Here is a 17,362-nt window from a genome sequence, read left to right as displayed (position 1 = left end):
CGAAATGAAAGGCGTAACGGCGGGGGAATCGCTGCTGGTTTCGGCGCTCAACGCCTGCCGCTCCCGGCTGAAGGCCTTTATTCGCGGCCGCATCTCGGTACGAGACGAGGCTGACGATATCCTGCAGGAAGTGAGCTGGCAATTAATGAAGGTCGAGCAGCCGGTGGAGAACGTCGCTGCCTGGCTGTTCCGCGCCGCGCGCAACGAAATGACCGACCGGGCGCGCAAAAAGCGCGAGCTGCCGCTGGCGGACTACTTCAGCGGGGACGAGGAGGGCCAGTTTCCGGAAGATGAGCTGGCGGAGACCCTGTTCGGCGTGCCGCAAACGCCGGAAGACGAGTACCTGAAAGAGCTGCTGTGGGAGGAGCTGAACCAGGCGCTATCGGAATTGCCGGCCGCCCAGCGGGAGGTCTTTGAAAAGACCGAGCTGCTGGGCTACAGCTATAAAGAGCTGGCCGCCGAGTGCGGGGCCAGCGAGCAGGCCCTGCTATCGCGTAAGCACAAAGCCGTGCTCTATCTGCGTACCCGCCTGCGCGCCCTCTATGATGAGCTGATGACCAACTAAAGCTGGCCCGATCGCCGGGCGCCACGACCAATATCCTTGAGTGAGGATATTTCATGACATATCCCCACTAAAGGATATCGCAGTATTTATCCTCTTATGGGGATATTTACGTTGAGCGTTGACATTATCCTCACCAGGGTATAAACAGGGTCTTATCCCTACAAGAGGATAGATAAGATGATGATAACGCCCCCGACGATCTACAGCCCGACCCAGCTGGCGAACCATATCAAGCTGGTGCGGCAAAAAAACCAGTGGACGCAAAGCGATCTGGCCCGCCGGATAGGCATTAAGCAGGCGACGATCTCGAACTTCGAAAACCACCCGGACAAAACCACCTTAACGACGCTGTTTAAGATTTTACAATCTCTGGAAATGACGATGACGGTGTGCGAAAAGGGCGCGGCGCCGGACCTTGCGCAAAACGATAGCCAACCGGATCTGGAGTGGTAATGGCGACGCTCGTGACGTGGATGAACAATGAACGCGTCGGGGAGCTGATCAAGCTGAGCAACGGCGCGCATCAGTTCCGCTATGAGTCGCGCTGGCTGCAAAACCCGCGCGCCCGACCGCTCTCCCTGTCGCTGCCGCTGCAGTTCGGCAATATCACCTCGGATGCGGTGTTTAACTACTTCGACAACCTGCTGCCCGATAGCCCGCTGGTGCGCGACCGCATTGTTAAGCGCTACCAGGCGCTCTCGAAGCAGCCCTTCGATCTGCTGGCCGAGGTGGGGCGGGATAGCGTCGGGGCGGTCACCCTGCTGCCCGCAGGCGACGCTCCGGCAGCCGGCGGCCTGACCTGGGAAGCGCTCGACGACGCCCGGCTTGACGCGCTGCTGACGGCCTACCGTGCGGATATTCCGCTCGGCATGATTAACGGCCAGGAGGAGTTCAGAATATCGGTCGCCGGCGCCCAGGAGAAAACGGCGCTGCTGAAGATGAACGGCCGCTGGTGCATACCGACGGCGACAACGCCAACGACGCATATTATCAAGCTGCCGATCGGCGAGATAAGGCAGCCGGACGCGGTGCTGGATCTCAGCGAAAGCGTCGATAACGAATATTTATGCCTGGCGCTGGCCCGCGAGCTGGGCTTTGCCGTTCCGCAGGCTGAAATTATCACCACCCGCAGCACCCGGGCGCTGGCCGTTGAGCGCTTTGACCGCCGCTGGGCGCTGGAGAAAACGCGGCTGCTGCGCCTGCCGCAGGAGGATCTGTGCCAGGCGTTCGGGATGCCTTCCTCAATGAAGTACGAGTCGGACGGCGGGCCGGGCATCGCCAAAATTATGGCGTTTTTGCTCGGCTCCAGCGAGGCGCTGAAGGATCGCTACGACTTTATGAAATTTATCGTTTTTCAATGGCTAATCGGCGCCACCGACGGGCATGCGAAGAATTTTTCCATTTTTCTGCAGCCCGGCGGCAGCTACCGCCTGACGCCGTTCTACGACATTATCTCGGCCTTTCCGCTGCTCGGCGGCGCGGGTTTGCATATCAGCGACCTGAAGCTGTCGATGAGCCTGAAAGCAACCAAAGGAAGGAAAACGGAGATTCAGACGATCTACCCGCGTCATTTTTTCGCCACGGCAAAAGAGGTGGGATTTGCGCAGCAGCAGATGCTGGAGATCCTGCGCTATTTTGCCGATCGCCTGCCGCGGGCGGTCGATGCGGTCAGCGCCTCGCTGCCGGCGGATTTTTCACCGACGGTTTACCGGGCGATTATCTCCCACGCGCTCAAAAACCATACCCGCCTGCAAAGCGCTCTGACGGGTTAGCGGACGCTAACCCAACGCTTGCCGATAATCACCGTCAGCGCGACGATCGTGGCGATCGCCGCCAGATGCAGCGCAAAATCGAGCGCGTGCAAATGCACCGGATGGCAAAACGCCAGCAGGCTCACCGCCAGGCTGGCGACGCCGAGCCCGGCCATCGCCAGGCTGCGCGCCGGATAGAGCGCCCGCGTGCGCCGCAGGCTGGCGATCGTTAGCACCATCATCGGCGCGCTGACGACCAGCAGAAAGGTAAAGCAGCTGACGCTGTCGTCATCGTGCAGCGGCGGCGCGTCGCCGGGAATGCTGCTGATGCTCAGGCCGAGCCACATCAGGCCGATGGGCAGCAGGGCCTTCCAACTGATGTTCCGGCGCCCGGCAATGCTCATGGTAAAGGCGCGGCGAATGGTTAACGTCCCGAGCAGAAATGCCAGCACCAGCTGCATCGCGGCCAGGCCCGCGCCGGGCTGCGACCAGTCGGTCTGGTCGCGCTGTACCAGCAGACTGGCGGTGCCGGCGCACGGCAGGGCAACGGCCAGCCAGCCCGCGACGCGCCAGCCGGTGGGCCACGGACGTTTTACCGGGCGCATGTCGCGGCCCAGTTTTTCAATAAGCAGATTATGATCGGTCATGGTGAGCTCCAAATCGGCGCAGGTTTTTCAACGCCCGATGCAGCAGCGATTTCACCGCCGCCACGCTGAGATTGTTATGGGTGGCCGCTTCCGCCAGGCTCATTTCGCGCAGATGAACGTGCTCGACGATTTCGCGCTGGCGCAGGGGAAGCTGACGCAGGTAGCCCGCCAGCTCCTCCCGGCTGTCCTGGCGCGGCGGGTCGGCGGCCGCCGACTCCGGCAGCGCCTCGTCAGAGACCTCCCAGTGCTGATAGCGCCCGCGCCGCCGCAGCGCGTCCACGGTGCGGGCTGAGATAATCGCCAGCAGCCAGGGCAAAAAGGGAAAGGCCGGATCGTAGGTGTGACGCACCCGATGTACGCTGAGCAGTACATCCTGAATAACGTCTTCCACCAGCGCCTCGTCGGCGATCCGTTTGCGCACCTGCGAACGGATCGTCGGAACCAGCGCCTTGAGCAGGCGGGTATAGGCGAACCTGTCGCCCGCCTGCGCCTGCTCCATTAGCGCGGGCCAGCTGTCGCGCGCGCTATCGTTTGTTTGCATAGTCCGCCTTGTTATGACGCTTTCTTGCCGGCGGCCTCGGTCAGGGCATTCACCACAATCCCCGGCGTCAGCACCTGCGGCAGGACCTTCGGCGGCCCGCCGTCGGCCGGGTAAACCACGTACAGCGGCAGCCCGCCCTGGCCGAACTGGTTGAGCGCATCGTCTACGTCCGGATTAAATTTAGTCGAGTCCGCTACCATATAGACGGTATCGGTTTTTACCAGCGCCTCTTTTACCGCCTGGGTGGAGAGGGAGGTTTTTTCATTTACCTGGCAGGTAATACACCAGGAGGCGGTAAAGTTGACAAAGATCGCCTTACCGTGACCGCGCTGGGCAGCGACGGTTTGCGGCGTCCAGCGCTGGGACGCCACCTCTGCCGTCTGCCCGGCATCCGGCAAGGAGGCGACGGGTTTAACCAGTCCCGGCAGCGGCGCGAGGACCGCCACAACCAGCGCCGCGGTTAGCGCAAACAGGGCCCTGTGCCCCTTGCCCTGGAAGGCGCGACGTTGCGCAATGCCGTACAGCCAGGCGGCGAAGCTGAGCACCACCGAGGCGGCAAGCAGGACGGCTAGCGCCGTGCTTCCGGCCTGCTGCGCCAGCACCCACACCAGCCAGGCCCAGGCGCCAAACATCGGAAAGGCGAGCGCGCGTTTAAGGATATCCATCCACGGGCCGGGGCGCGGCAGTATTCTGGCCAGCGCCGGAAAGAGCGACACCAGGGTAAACGGTGCGGCGAAGCCGAACGCCAGCGCGAGGAAGATGGTTAACGACACCGCCGGCGGCTGGACCAGGGCGTAGCCAATCGCGCTGGCCATAAAGGGCGCGGCGCAGGGGGTGGCGACCACGATTGCCAGCGCGCCGGTGAGCGCCGAGCGGATAAACGCGCCGCGGCCGATGTCCAGACCGCCGACGCGCTGGGCCGTCAGTCCGACCTCAAAGACGCCAAGCAGGTTAAGGGCCGCGCCGAGGATCGTCAGGGAGAGCAGTGCGATCACCAGCGGCGACTGCAGCTGGAAGCCCCAGCCGACCGCGGTGCCGCCGGCGCGCACCGCCAGCAGAATACCTGCCAGCGCCATCATGGTGACGACGACGCCGAGCAAAAACGCCAGGCCTTCACGGCGGGCGCTGGCGGCGTTATCCGAATGGCGCAGCAGCCCCAGCGCCTTCAGGGAGATCACAGGAAAAACGCAGGGCATAAAGTTGAGAATGATGCCGCCAATAAAGGCGGCCAGCATCGCGGTTAACATCGCTGGCCTCTTTACTTAATGGGTTTGCGGGTGAGAGGCGTCGTACTGCTTGACGGCAGCGAGCGTCTTCTCGATATGTGCATCCGGGTTTCTATCAGTGTAACTCAGCAGGATGTTGCCATCCGGCGCAATGACGTACGAAGTGCGATCGGAGAGCGTTTTACCTTTCATCTCCATCAGCGTCTGGTACTGGGCGGCGACTTTGGCGCCCGGATCCGCCGCGACGGCGAACTTATCGCGGCACTCCAGTTTGGAGAAGTCGCTGACCTGGTCGGTATTCCCCGCGGTTACGCCAACCACCGTGGCCCCCATTTTGGTGAAGCTATCGGTCGCTTCGGCAAAGTCATGGGCTTCAATGGTACAGCCGGCGCTGAAGGCCGCCGGGAAGAAGTAGAGCACCACCGGCCCCTTTTGCAGCGCCTGCTGCAGGGAGAAGGTCAGCGGTTTACCGGCGAGGGCGCCCTGCAGCTTGAAATCCGGGGCTTTAGCGCCCACCGGCAGCGCCGCGTCGGCGTTGAAGGCGGTGGCGGAGAGCCCCAGCGCGGCGGTCATGGTCAGGGTACGGATGAGGGTTTTGATGCGTGTCATTATCTGCTCCTGCGATTTTAGGGAGTGCCGGTTTGGCCAAACTCGTTCATCTCATCTATTCAGTTCGCCGCCGCGGAGAAAAAGTTGCGCGCAGGTGAAAAAAAAGTGCGCCTGTTCATCGCGCGATGAACGGGGCTGCGGACGCGGAGAGGAGCCGCCCGCGAAACGGGTTTGGCAGGCGGAACAGGCTAGCTTCCCCAGCGGCTCTGCAGATAGCTGACGGCCTGGCGGGTCTGCGGCTGGTTCAGGTTGTTCTCGCGAAACAGAATGGTGCCCTGGATTTCGGGGATCGATTCGTTGAGGTCCAGCTGCTTTTTCAGCTCCGGCACGCCGCCGTTAACCATCCAGTCGGGTTCATTTTTTGACGGCTCACCGATTTTGTAGAGCGCCACGCCGATATAGAGCCGCGTATGGGTAGGTTTCACGACCTGCGCCCACCATTTCGCCAGCACGTCGTAGCGGGCGGCGTCGCGCGCAAAGGGCCAGTAGAGCTGAGGCGCGATGTAGTCGAGCAGCCCCTGCTGTACCCAGCTGCGGGTATCGGCGTAGGACTCATCGTAAGCCGCCGCGCCGCGGGTGTCGGAGCCGGCGGGATCGTGGGAGCGGTTGCGCCAGACGCCGGCCGGGCTGACGCCAAACTCAACGCTGGGGTTAATCTGCTTAATCGTGCGCGACACCTGGGCAATCAGCTGCTGGGTATTGTGCCGGCGCCAGTCCGCTTTGCTGGCGAACCCCTGGCCGTACTGCTGAAAGGTTTGATTATCGTTAAGGGCCGAGCCGGCCGTCTCGGTATAGAAATAGTCGTCAAACTGCACGCCGTCGACCGGGTAGCGCGCGACAACTTCGGCGACGATGCCGGTTATCCAGTCGCGGACCTGCGGAATGCCCGGGTCGAGGACAAAGCGGTCGCTTGCGCTGCGGATCCAGTCACGATGCAGCACAAAGACGCTGGCCGGGCTTTGCGACCGCGTACGGTTGAGCTCGGCGACGGTTTTCGGGCGGGTGTTCACCGAGACGCGGTAGGGGTTAAACCAGGCGTGAACCCGCATACCGCGCTTGTGCGCTTCATCCAGCATAAACTGCAGCGGATCGTAGCCCGGGTCCTCGCCGATGGCGCCGGTCAGCATATCGGACCACGGTAAAATCTTTGACGGCCACAGGGCGGTGCCGTCGGGTTTGACCTGGAAGAACACGGTATTAATCCCGAGGCGTTGCAGATTATCGAGTTTGGCGATCAGCGCCACCTTCTGCTGGCTAATCCGGCTCTCCGGGCTGCTGGCAATGATCGACCCCACCGGCGGCCAGTCGAGGCGCGAGACCGTGGTCAGCCAGACGCCGCGTACCGGCGCTTGCGTTTTGGGCCGTACCGCCTGTTTAACCGCCGGCGGCAGCGGCGTAACCAGCGAACGGGGCGGCTGGCTGCTGCAGCTGGCGAGGATAAAGGCGGTCGCCACCGCCGCAGCGGATGCGGCCACGGTGGCAATAAAAAAGCGCCGGGAGCGGATAATCATGGGCGTGGGCTTATTCTGTGAGTCGCGTAAAAGAAGCATTTTCGTATTATGCGTAGTTAAGTCAATCCTTTATGCGGGGAATTATCAGGACCCGCTATCGGCGCTGATCTTAAGCTTTTTAGGCTTGCGTTAAATCGCATGCGCCTGCGGTCTGGTGACGCGTAATCTATTTTTTTGATTACGTATTAAAACCGCGGGGCGAAACGATCGCTCTTGCTATCTTGTTCACAATATTGCAACAAAACTTTTCACGCCCATGATCGTTTTCGCACTTTTGCACCAGCCCGGTGCGCAACGTCAGCGAAGAACAACTATGTTTAGCTCGCGGGTCGGAACGGATGCCGCAGTCCTCAATTCGCCACGTGATGGCAACATATCTCCTGACTTGTCCTGAAATGCACGTTGGTCGGTGGCGGTGACCGCGGCTGTTGCGCGTTGCTGCCATCTATTAGTAAGCGATCTGTCATGTCATTTCTTCCTGGCGGGATTTTTGCTTCTTCCACCTTTAGCCGCTGCGGCTGGATAACGGCCTTCGGCAAACAAAACGGTAAGTGATATTTACCGCGTCATTTAATTAATGGCGCCAGATTATAAATCGCTGAGGATTATCTGAATGTCTCTGAAACTTAAAAAGTTGACTCTTCATTTTGCGATTGCAGGTTGTATGAGCGTGGCATTTTACGCACAGGCGGATGTGAAGATCGGCGTGGCCGGGCCGTTCACCGGACCTAATGCCTCCTACGGCGCTCAGTACTGGAAAGGGGCATCGCAGGCGGTAGCAGACATTAACGCGGCGGGAGGAATTAAGGGCGAAAAAATTGTGCTGGTGCAGGGGGATGACGCCTGCGAACCGAAGCAGGCCGTCGCGGTGGCCAACCGGCTGGTTGATGAGTCGGGGGTTTCCGCGGTTGTCGGACACTTCTGTTCATCATCGACGATGCCGGCATCCGAAGTGTACGACGAGGCGGGAGTCCTGACGATTACGCCGGGGTCGACTAACCCGCTGATCACCGAACGCGGAATGAAGGATATGTTCCGCATGTGCGGCCGCGACGACCAGCAGGGGGCGATTGCGGCGGACTATATGCTTGACGTGCTGAAGGCGAAGAAAATAGCCGTCATTCACGACAAGGATACCTACGGTCAGGGGCTGGCCGACGCCACCCGGGCGGCGCTGGCAAAACGCGGTACCAAAGAGGTGCTGTACGAAGGGCTGTCGCGGGGCGAAAAGGACTTTAACGCTCTGGTCACTAAAATTGGCGCGCTGAAGCCTGACGTGGTCTATTTCGGCGGCTGCCATCCGGAAGCCGGCCCGCTGGTGCGGCAGATGCGGGAGCAGGGGCTGCAGGCGAAGTTCTTCTCCGGCGACTGTGTCGTGACCGAGGAGCTGGTGACGACCGCCGGCGGACCGCAGTTTACCAACGGCGTGCTGATGACGTTTGGTAAGGATCCGCGCACCATTCCTGAGGGTAAAACGGTGATTGAGAAGTTCCGCGCCAGCGGCTTCGAACCGGAAGGCTATACCCTTTACGCCTACGCCTCGATCCAGGCTATCGCCGCGGCCTATAACGCGGTGGGCGCCGACAACGCCAAGGCCAGCGAGTGGCTGAAAAGCCATAGCGTTGACACGGTGATGGGCAAAAAGGCCTGGGATGGTAAAGGCGATCTGAAAGTGTCGGATTATGTGGTCTACGCGTGGGATGACAAGGGCAAGTATCACCAGCTTTAACCGTTTGCTGAACTCTTTGTCCCTGTAAAAAAGGGCGGCGTACTACTGAGGGCGGCGCGCGGCGGGAGCTTTGCCGGGCGCTGCCTGCTTACTGGCAGGATGGTTTCTATGGAAGCGTTTTTTCTGCAACAACTGATTAATGGGCTGACGCTGGGGGCCGTTTACGGATTAATTGCCATCGGCTACACCATGGTGTACGGCATTATCGGGATGATTAACTTCGCGCACGGCGAAGTCTATATGGTCTCCGCCTACCTTTGCGCCATCGGCCTGGCGCTACTCTCCTGGTTTGGCATTCACTCCTTTCCGCTGCTGATCTTCGGCACCCTGGTATTCACCATCGTGGTGACCGGCGTTTACGGCTGGACTATCGAACGTATCGCCTATCGGCCGTTGCGTAATTCAACCCGCCTGGCGCCGCTCATCTCGGCTATCGGCATGTCGCTTATCCTGCAGAACTATGTGCAAATCAGCCAGGGGCCGAACCAGCAGGGGATCCCGACCCTGCTGACGGGAGTGCTGCGCTTTGAGGTTGGCGACGGCGTGGTGCAGATTACGTGGACCAAAATATTTATTCTCGTCGCCGCGCTGGTGGGGATGATGATCCTCTCGTGGATCATTAACCATACCCGGCTGGGGCGAGTATGCCGGGCGACGCAGCAGGATCGGCGCATGGCGGCAATCCTCGGCATTAATACCGACCGGGTTATCTCGCTGGTCTTTATGATCGGCGCCGCGATGGCCGGGCTGGCCGGGGTGCTGGTGACGATGAACTACGGCACCTTCGATTTTTATATCGGCTTCATTATTGGCATTAAGGCCTTTACCGCCGCGGTGCTGGGCGGGATTGGCTCCCTGCCGGGCGCGATGCTCGGCGGTCTGCTGCTGGGCGTGGCTGAAGCCCAGTTTGCCGGGATGGTGAACTCTGATTACAAAGACGTGTTTTCCTTCGCTCTGCTGGTGGCAATTTTGATATTTCGCCCTCAGGGGCTGCTGGGTCGTCCGATGGTCGCAAAGGTTTAAGGGGTAAAACATGGGTGAAGTATCGCGCGGGCAAGGGCTGGATATTAAAAAAAGCCTGATTGATAGCGTGTTGGCGGGGCTATGTGCGCTGATCGTGTTTGGACCAATCGTCGGCATTGTGCTGAAAGGCTATAGTTTCGAACTCTCTACCCAGCGGGTGGTGGCGATCGTCGCGGTGGTGATGGTCGGCAGGCTGCTGCTGAGCCTGCTGCTGCAAAGCCGCGGCGGGCGCAAATTTATCGCCCGCTTTGAAGGGGCCGATGACGGGGTTTACGTCCGTCCGGTCGGCTACCGCTCGCGGCTGCGCTGGATCTTACCGCTGCTGCTGGTGGCGGCGGCGATCTTTCCGGCTATCGCCACCAAGTATCTGCTGACGGTGGCCATTCTCGGGCTGATCTACGTGCTGCTCGGGCTCGGGCTGAATATCGTGGTGGGGCTCGCCGGCCTGCTTGACCTGGGCTACGTGGCATTCTATGCCATTGGCGCCTACGGCCTGGCGCTGGGCTACCAGTATCTGGGGCTCGGGTTCTGGGCGATGCTGCCGTTGGGGGCCGTGATGGCGGCGCTGGCGGGGGCGCTGCTCGGCTTTCCGGTGCTGCGAATGCACGGGGACTATCTGGCGATCGTCACCCTCGGCTTCGGCGAAATCATTCGCCTGGTGTTGAATAACTGGGTCAGCTTTACCGGCGGGCCGAACGGCGTTTCCGTGCCGGCGCCGACGATATTCGGGCTGGAGTTCGGGCGCAGGGCGAAGGACGGCGGGGTGCCGATCCATGAGTTTCTGCACATTAGCTACAACCCCAACCTGAAGTTTATCTTTATCTACGGCGTGCTGTGCCTGGTGGTGGCGCTGGTGTTGTTTATTAAACACCGGCTGACGCGGATGCCTATCGGCCGCGCGTGGGAAGCGCTGCGCGAGGACGAAATTGCCTGCCGCGCGATGGGGCTCAACCACGTGCTGGTGAAGCTTTCGGCCTTTATGCTCGGCGCCTCTACCGCCGGTATCGCCGGGGTCTTTTTCGCCACCTATCAGGGGTTCGTTAACCCGACGTCGTTCACCTTTTTTGAATCCGCGCTGATTCTGGCCATTGTGGTTCTCGGCGGCATGGGATCAACGTTGGGCGTGGTGCTGGCGGCCTTTGTGCTGACCGTCGCGCCGGAGCTGCTGCGCGGCTTCGATGAGTATCGCGTCCTGCTGTTTGGCGTGCTGATGGTCCTGATGATGATCTGGCGGCCGCGCGGGCTGGTGCGAACCAGCCGCATGGGGGTCACCGTGCGTAAGGGAGTGGCGCCATGAGCGACAGCATTCTGCGGGTGGAGCATCTGATGATGCATTTTGGCGGCATCAAGGCGCTTAATGACGTTAACCTCGACGTGGAGCGGGGATCGATTACCGCGCTGATCGGCCCCAACGGCGCGGGGAAAACCACGGTATTCAACTGCCTGACCGGCTTTTATCGCGCCACGGGCGGGGCGATCGTGCTTAACGCCCACGCCGCGACGACCGACGTGATTCAGGTCCTCGGGCAAAAAATACGTCCCGATGATTTTCTCCATCCGGCGCGTCTCGGGTCGCGGATCTACTACAAAATGTTCGGCGGGACCCATCTGGTGAACCGGGCCGGGCTGGCGCGCACCTTTCAGAATATCCGCCTGTTTCGCGAGATGTCGGTGATTGAGAACCTGCTGGTGGCCCAGCATATGCAGGTCAACCGTAACCTGGTGGCCGGTATTCTCAACACCCGCGGCTACCGTCAGGCCGAAAATCAGGCCCTCGACCGCGCCTTCTACTGGCTGGAGGTGGTGGATCTGGTGGACTGCGCCAACCGGCTGGCCGGCACGCTCTCCTACGGTCAGCAGCGGCGGCTGGAGATCGCCCGCGCCATGTGCACCGGCCCGGAGATGATCTGCCTGGACGAGCCCGCCGCCGGGCTGAACCCCGCGGAAACCCACGCCCTGAGCCGAATTATCCGCTTTCTGCGCCAGCATCACGGCATCACCGTTTTACTGATTGAGCATGATATGGGGATGGTGATGGAGATCTCCGATCATATTATCGTCCTCGATCGCGGGGACGTGATCGCCCGCGGCGCTCCGCAGGAGATCCAGTCGAATATCAGCGTTATCGCCGCTTATCTGGGCGCGGATGAAGAGGAGATTGCGGTATGAGCCAGCCGTTGCTTGAGTTTCGCCAGGTGGACGTCTTTTACGGTCAGATTCAGGCGCTGAACCAGGTCTCGCTGACGGTTAATGAAGGCGAGACGGTGGCGCTGATCGGCGCCAACGGCGCCGGTAAATCCACGCTGCTGATGTCCATTTTCGGCCAGCCGCGTATCGCCGAGGGGCAGATCCTCTATCGCGGGGAGGATATCAGCCGCAAATCGACCCATTTTATCGCCGGCAACGGTATCGCTCAGGCGCCGGAGGGACGGCGCATTTTTGCGGATATGACGGTAGAGGAGAACCTGCTGATGGGGACCATCCCCATCGGCAGCCGCTATCAGGAGGAGGATAAGCGGCGCATGTACCAGCTTTTCCCTCGGCTTGAGGAGCGGCGGGCGCAGCGGGCGATGACGCTCTCCGGCGGCGAGCAGCAGATGCTGGCGATCGCCCGGGCGCTGATGAGCCGGCCGAAGCTGCTGCTGCTCGACGAGCCGAGCCTCGGCCTGGCGCCGCTGGTGGTTAAGCAGATCTTTCAGATCCTGCGCGAGCTGACGGCGCAGGGGATGACGCTCTTTCTGGTGGAGCAGAACGCCCACCACGCGCTGAAGCTCTCTGACCGGGCGTACGTGATGGTCAACGGTCAGATCCGGCTTAGCGGAACCGGCAGCGAGCTGCTCGACAACCCGGATGTCAGGAACGCCTATCTGGGGATGGTGTGACAGGTGACGCTGTCACGCATCATGGGCCGTTATTGATTGGTGGCGGCAATAATTGCCCCTTTTAGCTATTCATATCAAAGAATAGCGGCCTCGCTGCGGCTATGTTGAAGGCTGCGCCTGAAAAATCGATTCAGGTTTATGACTCGCTTGTTGTACAGGGGGAACTTTACAGGATGGCCACTCAACCGCTAACGCTTTCTTTCGACGGGCAACCGCCCGTTCCCCTGGAGACGGTTTCCGGGACGCTGGGCCGCGTGGGTATTGATATCCGCGCGCTAAGTCAGTCGGCGCTCTGCAGCTTCGACCCGGGTTTTACCAATACCGCCGGCTGCCGGTCGGCCATCTCCTATATTGATACCGATAACAGCGTGCTGCTGCACCGCGGCTACCCGGTGGAACAGCTGGCGCGAGAGTGCGAGTTCCTTGAGGTGGCGTATATCATGCTGCAGGGCGAGGCGCCCGACGAAGTAAGCTATCAGACTTTCCGCAATACGATCACCCGCCACACGCTGGTGCATGAGCAGATGTCGCGGATGTGCAGCGGCTTTCGCCGCGACTCCCATCCGATGGCCCTGATGTGCGCGATGGTCGGGGCGCTGGCGGCGTTTTACCATGACGTGCTGGACGTCGAAAACCCTGAACACCGCGCCCTGGCGGCCACGCGTCTGCTGTCAAAAATGCCGACGCTGGCGGCCATGAGCTATAAATACGCCATCGAACAGCCGGCGCCGTATCCGCGCAACGATCTCTCCTATGCGGGGAACTTCCTGCATATGCTATTTGCGGTTCCGGCGGAGAAATACGTGGTGAATCCGGTCATTGAGGAGGCGATGAACCAGATTCTGGTGCTGCACGCCGATCACGGCCAGTGCGCGTCCACCACCACGGTGCGGGCCGCCGGTTCCTCCGGGGCAAACCTGTTTGCCTGCGTGGCGGCGGGGCTCGCCTCCCTGTGGGGGCCGATGCACGGCGGAGCCAACGAAGCCAGCATGCGGATGCTGGAAGAGATTGAAACCGTGGATCAGGTGCCCGTCTTCCTGAGCAAGGCGAAGCGCGACCCGCAGGCCTTCCGCCGTCTTGGCTTTGGCAATTCGCGCTACCGTCACCTGGATCCGCGAGCCGCAATTCTGCGCGATACCTGTCATCGGGTGCTGGCGGAGCTGGGAATGTCGGACCAGCTGCTGCAGGTGGCGATGGCCCTGGAAGAGGTGGCGCTGACCGATCCCTATTTTGTTGAGAACGGCCTGTCGCCCAGCGTCGATTTCTATACGGCGGTGATCCTTAAAGCAATGAAGCTGCCTTCATCCATGTTTGTGGTGGTCACCGCCGTTGGCCGCACCCTGGGCTGGGTGGCCCACTGGAATGAGATGCATGAAGCGCCGCTGACTATCTATCGCCCGCGGCAGATCTACACCGGCGAAGCCCCGCGAGATTACGTCTCCCGCCGCAAGGCATAATCCCGCGCCGCCTCCTCAGCGGGGCGGCGTCCGTTACATATCACGATCGCTCATCAGTAGCGGCCAGGCGCTCGGTTAGCCAGGGTAGAATCTCCTTTTTTCTGCTGGTCATGCCCGGGAGGGAAACCTGCTCGCTGCGGATAAGGCTGTTATGCGTGAAGTAGAGGTCGGAATGGCGATGAGTAATGTCGGTGACCATCAGCACCACCATCTCCAGCCCTGCGTCGCGCCTGGCGCGCTCCATCTCCTGTTTCAGCCCGGGCAAATGCGGGCTGATATCCGCCATATCGGCAACCTCAATCTGCGCCAGCAGGAGAGAGACGCCGTGGATCCGGTAATTTTTTGCATCGCGGTGCAGCAGCTGCGCGGCGGACTGGCCCTCCAGAGAGGTTTTCGCCGCCAGCAGCCCGGCGGCGAAGGCGGCGTAATCGACGCCGGCAATCTCGCGCAAAATCGCCACCGATTCGCGGTCCCGCGGCGTGGTGGTAGGGCCGCTAAGGGCGACTGTGTCGCTGAGAATGGCCCCCAGCAGCAGGGTCGCCTGGGCCGCGCTGAGCGGCATCGGGCTCTCCGTGGTCAGGATGGTGAGAATCAACGTCGCACAGCTACCTACCGCGCGGATCCAAACGTCCGGCGGATTTTTGGTTACCAGGGTGCCGACGCGGTGGTGGTCGATAATGCCGATCACATCGCTATCGGGGAGCGTTAGCGGACCCTGCTCAACGTCGGTGAAATCAACCAGCCACACCTTTTTATCGGTCAGATCGTCGTGGAGTAAATCCGGCGACGCGACTCCCGCCGCCTGCAGGATATAGCACGTTTCCGGGGTTAACTCCCCCAGACGAAAAGGGCGCGCCGGCCTGGCGGTGTAGTTGAGCCAGTCGGCAACCACCAGCGCGCTGCAGATCGTGTCGCTATCAGGATTGCGATGGCCAAAGACGTGGATAATAGATTCTTGCGCAGCGGTAAGCGGTAGGGAAAAAGCGGTTTGATTGGGCATAGCGGCTCCTGACATACGTGTCCGTGGGGGAACAGAAATAATTGTATATCAGGCGTCATCATCCGGTTCGAGCGAGCCGGCGGTTAGGAAAGGTGGAACACCATCACCTCGTCGGCAAACCTTATCCGAGGCGCAAAGAGAAATCAATAACCCTCAACGATGAATCGGAATCGATCCAGCACGTCGAACCGCGCTTTCTAAGGATCGCGTCCCTGCACGACGGGGTTAAATGACGCTATATTTTGGAGGCGCCGGCCGCGCTTCGCCCGGCCGGTGAAATTCAGCCCCTCACTATTATCGCTTCAGGGAGATACCGCATGAGCGCCGCTAAACCATTACGTTTCGCCATTAACCTCGGTAACGCCGTTCTGGCAAGGCAGCTCGCGGATGGCCAGCCGGGCGGGATTACGCCGGAGATTGCCGGGCGCATCGCGGCAGAACTGGGCGCGACGCCGCAGTTCGTCACCTATCCGGCGGCGGGCAAGGTGGTAGACGATGCGCAAAACGATATCTGGGATATTGCCTTTTTGGCTATCGACCCGAAGCGCGAAGAGACGCTGCGCTTCACCCAGCCCTACATCACCATTCAGGGCACCGTGCTGGTCAGGGCGCCGAGCCGCTGGCAGAGCGTCGCGGAGATGGACGAAGAGGGCGTGGTGATTAACGTCGGCAAGGGCGCGGCGTACGATCTACACCTCACGCGCCAGCTGCGCTTTGCCACGCTCAACCGTCTGGACTCCTCCCAGGCGGCCATCGATGAGTTTCTCAACGGAGAAGGCGATATGGCCGCGGGCATCCGCCAGCCGCTCGAACGCGCCGCCGCCGGGCGCGCCGGCTTTCGCGTGCTGGCCGATAATTTCACCCAGATAAATCAGGCGATTTGCGTTGCCCGGATCCGCGACGCGCGGTATGCAGAACTGGTTGCCCTGCTGACGCAATGGCAGCAGGACGGATCGGTCCAGCAAATTATCGATAAGCATCTGGCCGACCAGTAATGGCGCAGGCCGGAGCGCAAAGAGGAGGGCGTGCGCCGCTGAATTATAGGGTAGAATCGTCCGACGGCCGTCACCTGCGCCGGGAAGGCGATGCGGATTAACGCGCCGGGCGTTCAGTCAATCAATACAACCCATGAGGAAAGACGTAATGACCAATGAAATACCGCTGAAATTTTATGACATCGTGGATGAGTATGCGACTGAATCAGCCAAACCGGTCGATGAATCCGAACGCCAGCCGCTGGCCGCCTATTTCCAGGCGCTGATTACCCGCTTAATGGCGAACGAAGAGATCAGCGAGGATACGCAGCAGGAGCTGGCCGCCGAGGCCGGAATAGCCGCGTCGCGGATCGACGATATTGCGGAGTTTCTCAATCAATGGGGCAACGAATAGGCGTGCTCTCAGCGGACGCCGCCTCTTCACCCTTTAAGGCGGGTATCAAAGCGGAAGGGGATCTTTTTGACGCTGGCCAGCAGATCGAAGGCGGCAGGGTGTTCGGGGTTGAATAAATAGTTATATTCCACCGGCGACAGGGCGCTCGGCACGCGCAGCGCCGCTGATGCCGCGCTTGCGGCCCATTCATCACCGTATAATGCCAGCCGGGCTGGCGCCTCTTCGCGGGCCCAGTCCGCGGGGAGTGAGGCCGGATCGACGGTTAGCACCTGGTCGTCCGGTACCTCAATGCTCAGCAGCGTGAAATCGTCCAGCAGCTGCGGAGCATTAATATGCACCAGCGTTTCCAGCATGGTCAGCGACGCGGCTTCCGACAAATAGACCATCGCCGTCCCCACGCTGTTCCAGCGCCCCCCGGCCTCCTTCGCCCCAAAACCAGACCAGGCGGTCAGCAGATAGCGGGTTTTGGTCAGGCGATAGAGGATCACGAATAGACCCCATGCTCAACGCGCGCGATCAGGCGCATCACCTCCAGCGCGCCGGTTTCCGAGGACACCACCTCGGCCGGCGTTTTCCAGCCGAGCGCGCGGTTGGGTTCATTCAGCCACTTTTGCGCCGCCTCTTTATCGCCTTCGAACAGCTCCACCGCGCGCTCGATAACGCGGAGAATGCGCACCAGACGCTCGCTTTGGTCGGCGCTAAAGCGCGATTTAATGCCGCGGTTAAAGGTAGTGTTCGGAATGCCCGACATCCTGCGCAGTTCGGCAGGGGTGATCTCCGCCCATGCGGAAATGTGCCGGGCGACGGAACCCTCAAGCCCGTGGCTGATTTTCCCCATCAGCGCAATGCCGTCCTGGGCATCGAGGCCGACGGCGTGCCAGGGGCTGAGATTTTTTTCCTCGGTAACGTTTGGGGAATAGACTTTCATGGCAAACCTCCCATTTGGTACAAAAATTATACCATATGGAATGAGTTCGGCCAGCGCTGGCGATGAATTTTTGCCGCGGCGGATCGTCAGCGCGTCTCAGGGAA

The 17,362-nt window shown here is 60.8% G+C and carries 19 protein-coding genes and 1 riboswitch; of the genes, 11 read left to right on the top strand and 8 right to left on the bottom strand.

What is annotated here, in order from left to right:
- Positions 1-4: 4 nt before the first annotated feature.
- The 3 genes from AC1M2H_RS14445 to AC1M2H_RS14435 all read left to right on the top strand — a co-directional run bounded on the left by AC1M2H_RS14445 (position 5) and on the right by AC1M2H_RS14435 (position 2,337).
- Complete coding sequence (locus AC1M2H_RS14445) at positions 5-565, top strand: RNA polymerase sigma factor (RefSeq protein WP_480151943.1); 561 nt, start codon at positions 5-7, stop codon at positions 563-565.
- A gap of 180 nt (positions 566-745) precedes the next feature.
- Positions 746-1,018, top strand: a complete 273-nt coding sequence (gene hipB, locus AC1M2H_RS14440) for a type II toxin-antitoxin system antitoxin HipB (RefSeq protein ID WP_480151942.1) — start codon at positions 746-748, stop codon at positions 1,016-1,018.
- Positions 1,018-2,337, top strand: coding sequence for a type II toxin-antitoxin system HipA family toxin (locus AC1M2H_RS14435; RefSeq protein ID WP_480147837.1), 1,320 nt, complete (start codon positions 1,018-1,020; stop codon positions 2,335-2,337). Before hipB ends, AC1M2H_RS14435 begins: the two co-directional genes overlap by 1 nt.
- Here the strand turns inward: AC1M2H_RS14435 and AC1M2H_RS14430 are convergent.
- The 5 genes from AC1M2H_RS14430 to AC1M2H_RS14410 all read right to left on the bottom strand — a co-directional run bounded on the left by AC1M2H_RS14430 (position 2,334) and on the right by AC1M2H_RS14410 (position 6,850).
- A complete protein-coding gene (locus tag AC1M2H_RS14430) occupies positions 2,334-2,963 on the bottom strand; it encodes an NrsF family protein (RefSeq protein WP_480147836.1) in 630 nt (209 codons plus the stop codon). The two genes, AC1M2H_RS14435 and AC1M2H_RS14430, sit on opposite strands and share 4 nt — an antisense overlap.
- Positions 2,950-3,504 carry a sigma-70 family RNA polymerase sigma factor gene (locus tag AC1M2H_RS14425; RefSeq protein ID WP_480147835.1) on the bottom strand — a complete coding sequence of 185 codons (555 nt, stop codon included), beginning with the start codon at positions 3,502-3,504 and terminating at the stop codon, positions 2,950-2,952. Before AC1M2H_RS14425 ends, AC1M2H_RS14430 begins: the two co-directional genes overlap by 14 nt.
- Before the next feature lie 11 nt (positions 3,505-3,515).
- Positions 3,516-4,751, bottom strand: coding sequence for a protein-disulfide reductase DsbD family protein (locus AC1M2H_RS14420; RefSeq protein ID WP_480147834.1), 1,236 nt, complete (start codon positions 4,749-4,751; stop codon positions 3,516-3,518).
- Between the two features lie 15 nt (positions 4,752-4,766).
- The gene (locus AC1M2H_RS14415) at positions 4,767-5,339 is read right to left on the bottom strand and encodes a peroxiredoxin (protein ID WP_480147833.1); all 573 of its coding nucleotides are present in this window, start codon (positions 5,337-5,339) and stop codon (positions 4,767-4,769) included.
- A gap of 188 nt (positions 5,340-5,527) precedes the next feature.
- On the bottom strand, positions 5,528-6,850 hold the full coding sequence (locus AC1M2H_RS14410; RefSeq protein WP_480151941.1) for a glycoside hydrolase family 10-like protein: 1,323 nt from the start codon (positions 6,848-6,850) through the stop codon (positions 5,528-5,530).
- 670 nt (positions 6,851-7,520) lie between these two features.
- Here AC1M2H_RS14410 and AC1M2H_RS14405 point away from each other — a divergent pair.
- From AC1M2H_RS14405 to AC1M2H_RS14380, 6 genes are all read left to right on the top strand, one after another.
- Entirely contained in the window at positions 7,521-8,579 is a 1,059-nt protein-coding gene (locus AC1M2H_RS14405; protein ID WP_480151940.1) for a branched-chain amino acid ABC transporter substrate-binding protein, read from the top strand.
- A 108-nt stretch (positions 8,580-8,687) separates the two neighbouring features.
- Positions 8,688-9,602: an ABC transporter permease subunit gene (locus tag AC1M2H_RS14400; protein WP_480147832.1), complete on the top strand. Its 915-nt coding sequence runs from the start codon at positions 8,688-8,690 to the stop codon at positions 9,600-9,602.
- A gap of 10 nt (positions 9,603-9,612) precedes the next feature.
- Positions 9,613-10,899: a high-affinity branched-chain amino acid ABC transporter permease LivM gene (gene livM / locus AC1M2H_RS14395; protein WP_480147831.1), complete on the top strand. Its 1,287-nt coding sequence runs from the start codon at positions 9,613-9,615 to the stop codon at positions 10,897-10,899.
- Positions 10,896-11,771, top strand: a complete 876-nt coding sequence (locus AC1M2H_RS14390) for an ABC transporter ATP-binding protein (RefSeq protein WP_480147830.1) — start codon at positions 10,896-10,898, stop codon at positions 11,769-11,771. Before livM ends, AC1M2H_RS14390 begins: the two co-directional genes overlap by 4 nt.
- On the top strand, positions 11,768-12,484 hold the full coding sequence (locus tag AC1M2H_RS14385; protein ID WP_480147829.1) for an ABC transporter ATP-binding protein: 717 nt from the start codon (positions 11,768-11,770) through the stop codon (positions 12,482-12,484). Before AC1M2H_RS14390 ends, AC1M2H_RS14385 begins: the two co-directional genes overlap by 4 nt.
- Positions 12,485-12,657: 173 nt before the next feature.
- On the top strand, positions 12,658-13,941 hold the full coding sequence (locus tag AC1M2H_RS14380) for a citrate synthase (protein WP_480147828.1): 1,284 nt from the start codon (positions 12,658-12,660) through the stop codon (positions 13,939-13,941).
- 40 nt (positions 13,942-13,981) lie between these two features.
- Here the strand turns inward: AC1M2H_RS14380 and AC1M2H_RS14375 are convergent, their stop codons facing one another.
- Positions 13,982-14,941: a DHHA2 domain-containing protein gene (locus AC1M2H_RS14375; protein WP_480147827.1), complete on the bottom strand. Its 960-nt coding sequence runs from the start codon at positions 14,939-14,941 to the stop codon at positions 13,982-13,984.
- A gap of 42 nt (positions 14,942-14,983) precedes the next feature.
- Positions 14,984-15,058: riboswitch (Fluoride riboswitch) on the bottom strand.
- Positions 15,059-15,258: 200 nt separating this feature from the next.
- Between AC1M2H_RS14375 and AC1M2H_RS14370 the strand changes: the two genes are divergently transcribed.
- Together AC1M2H_RS14370 and AC1M2H_RS14365 are read left to right on the top strand one after the other, a co-directional pair.
- Positions 15,259-15,936: a transporter substrate-binding domain-containing protein gene (locus AC1M2H_RS14370; protein WP_480147826.1), complete on the top strand. Its 678-nt coding sequence runs from the start codon at positions 15,259-15,261 to the stop codon at positions 15,934-15,936.
- 148 nt (positions 15,937-16,084) lie between these two features.
- The gene (locus AC1M2H_RS14365; RefSeq protein ID WP_480147825.1) at positions 16,085-16,330 is read left to right on the top strand and encodes a DUF2543 family protein; all 246 of its coding nucleotides are present in this window, start codon (positions 16,085-16,087) and stop codon (positions 16,328-16,330) included.
- 26 nt (positions 16,331-16,356) lie between these two features.
- On the opposite strand, the gene AC1M2H_RS14360 is transcribed toward AC1M2H_RS14365, so the two are convergent.
- On the bottom strand, positions 16,357-16,818 hold the full coding sequence (locus AC1M2H_RS14360; protein WP_480147824.1) for an RES family NAD+ phosphorylase: 462 nt from the start codon (positions 16,816-16,818) through the stop codon (positions 16,357-16,359).
- A complete protein-coding gene (gene parS, locus AC1M2H_RS14355; protein ID WP_480147823.1) occupies positions 16,815-17,258 on the bottom strand; it encodes a type II RES/Xre toxin-antitoxin system antitoxin in 444 nt (147 codons plus the stop codon). The genes AC1M2H_RS14360 and parS overlap by 4 nt, the downstream gene beginning before the upstream one ends.
- Positions 17,259-17,362 lie beyond the last annotated feature (104 nt).

The organism is Klebsiella sp. F11, from assembly GCF_056712265.1.
The sequence above is the reverse complement of the archived record's forward strand: the minus strand, read 5'-3'. Positions and strand labels throughout refer to the sequence as shown.

What these genes read in the sequence shown, in the direction of transcription:
- AC1M2H_RS14445 (WP_480151943.1), top strand. Translation starts at nt 5, where the DNA reads ATGAAAGGCGTAACGGCGGGGGAATCGCTGCTGGTTTCGGCGCTCAAC.
- hipB (WP_480151942.1), top strand. Translation starts at nt 746, where the DNA reads ATGATAACGCCCCCGACGATCTACAGCCCGACCCAGCTGGCGAACCAT.
- AC1M2H_RS14435 (WP_480147837.1), top strand. Translation starts at nt 1,018, where the DNA reads ATGGCGACGCTCGTGACGTGGATGAACAATGAACGCGTCGGGGAGCTG.
- AC1M2H_RS14430 (WP_480147836.1), bottom strand. Translation starts at nt 2,963, where the DNA reads ATGACCGATCATAATCTGCTTATTGAAAAACTGGGCCGCGACATGCGC.
- AC1M2H_RS14425 (WP_480147835.1), bottom strand. Translation starts at nt 3,504, where the DNA reads ATGCAAACAAACGATAGCGCGCGCGACAGCTGGCCCGCGCTAATGGAG.
- AC1M2H_RS14420 (WP_480147834.1), bottom strand. Translation starts at nt 4,751, where the DNA reads ATGTTAACCGCGATGCTGGCCGCCTTTATTGGCGGCATCATTCTCAAC.
- AC1M2H_RS14415 (WP_480147833.1), bottom strand. Translation starts at nt 5,339, where the DNA reads ATGACACGCATCAAAACCCTCATCCGTACCCTGACCATGACCGCCGCG.
- AC1M2H_RS14410 (WP_480151941.1), bottom strand. Translation starts at nt 6,850, where the DNA reads ATGATTATCCGCTCCCGGCGCTTTTTTATTGCCACCGTGGCCGCATCC.
- AC1M2H_RS14400 (WP_480147832.1), top strand. Translation starts at nt 8,688, where the DNA reads ATGGAAGCGTTTTTTCTGCAACAACTGATTAATGGGCTGACGCTGGGG.
- livM (WP_480147831.1), top strand. Translation starts at nt 9,613, where the DNA reads ATGGGTGAAGTATCGCGCGGGCAAGGGCTGGATATTAAAAAAAGCCTG.
- AC1M2H_RS14390 (WP_480147830.1), top strand. Translation starts at nt 10,896, where the DNA reads ATGAGCGACAGCATTCTGCGGGTGGAGCATCTGATGATGCATTTTGGC.
- AC1M2H_RS14385 (WP_480147829.1), top strand. Translation starts at nt 11,768, where the DNA reads ATGAGCCAGCCGTTGCTTGAGTTTCGCCAGGTGGACGTCTTTTACGGT.
- AC1M2H_RS14380 (WP_480147828.1), top strand. Translation starts at nt 12,658, where the DNA reads ATGGCCACTCAACCGCTAACGCTTTCTTTCGACGGGCAACCGCCCGTT.
- AC1M2H_RS14375 (WP_480147827.1), bottom strand. Translation starts at nt 14,941, where the DNA reads ATGCCCAATCAAACCGCTTTTTCCCTACCGCTTACCGCTGCGCAAGAA.
- AC1M2H_RS14370 (WP_480147826.1), top strand. Translation starts at nt 15,259, where the DNA reads ATGAGCGCCGCTAAACCATTACGTTTCGCCATTAACCTCGGTAACGCC.
- AC1M2H_RS14365 (WP_480147825.1), top strand. Translation starts at nt 16,085, where the DNA reads ATGACCAATGAAATACCGCTGAAATTTTATGACATCGTGGATGAGTAT.
- parS (WP_480147823.1), bottom strand. Translation starts at nt 17,258, where the DNA reads ATGAAAGTCTATTCCCCAAACGTTACCGAGGAAAAAAATCTCAGCCCC.